Source organism: Meridianimarinicoccus aquatilis (genome assembly GCF_004358675.1).
In the GTDB taxonomy this organism is placed as follows: Bacteria; Pseudomonadota; Alphaproteobacteria; order Rhodobacterales; family Rhodobacteraceae; genus Meridianimarinicoccus; species Meridianimarinicoccus aquatilis.
This window is the reverse complement of the sequence record NZ_SMZO01000133.1, coordinates 1-648: the sequence shown is the minus strand read 5'-3', so window position 1 is coordinate 648 and position 648 is coordinate 1. Positions and strand designations below refer to the sequence as shown.

General features: G+C 63.9%; 1 protein-coding gene. It reads left to right on the top strand.

Features of this window, described 5'->3' with window-relative positions; all coding sequences use genetic code 11:
* A partial coding sequence (locus E2L05_RS20620; protein WP_133344895.1) for an efflux RND transporter permease subunit occupies positions 1 to 648 on the top strand: 648 nt, incomplete at both ends.

Below are 648 nucleotides of genomic sequence, written 5' to 3'. Positions count from 1 at the left end.
CGTCACGGCCTTGGTTGACGCGGAAACCGCCCGACTGCCGGGCGCCATCACCGTCGAGGTGGTGCAGGACGTGACCTCCATCATCCGTGACCGACTGGTGATGCTGGTGCAGAACGGGGTGATCGGGCTGGTGCTCGTCGTCGTGGTGATGAGCATGTTTTTCCGCCCCGGTTTCGCGATCTGGGCCGCCATGGGCTTGCCCGTGGCCTTTGCGGGCGCATTTTTGTGGATGGGACTAACCGGGCTCAGCCTCAATATGATGACGCTGGTGGCGCTTTTGATGGCAATCGGGATCGTGATGGACGATTCCATCGTGATCGCGGATTCCATCGCCGTACACGGCGCCAAGGGAGCCACGGTCGAGAACGTCGCGGCAGGCGTGGCCGCCGTAGCCCCCGGTGTGATCTCGTCCTTCCTGACGACACTTGCCGTGTTCCTCCCCCTCGCCTTCCTTGCAGGGGAACTGGGGGCTGTTCTTGAGGTTCTCCCGGTGGTCCTGCTGGCGGCTCTCGCCGCGTCACTGATTGAGGCGTTCTTTATCCTCCCTCACCACTTGAAAGGCGGGATAAAGGACACTGCCCCGTCGCGCTTCCGCATCCGCTTCGACGCGGGCTTCGATGCCCTGCGCGAACGCGGCGTGGGCCGCCT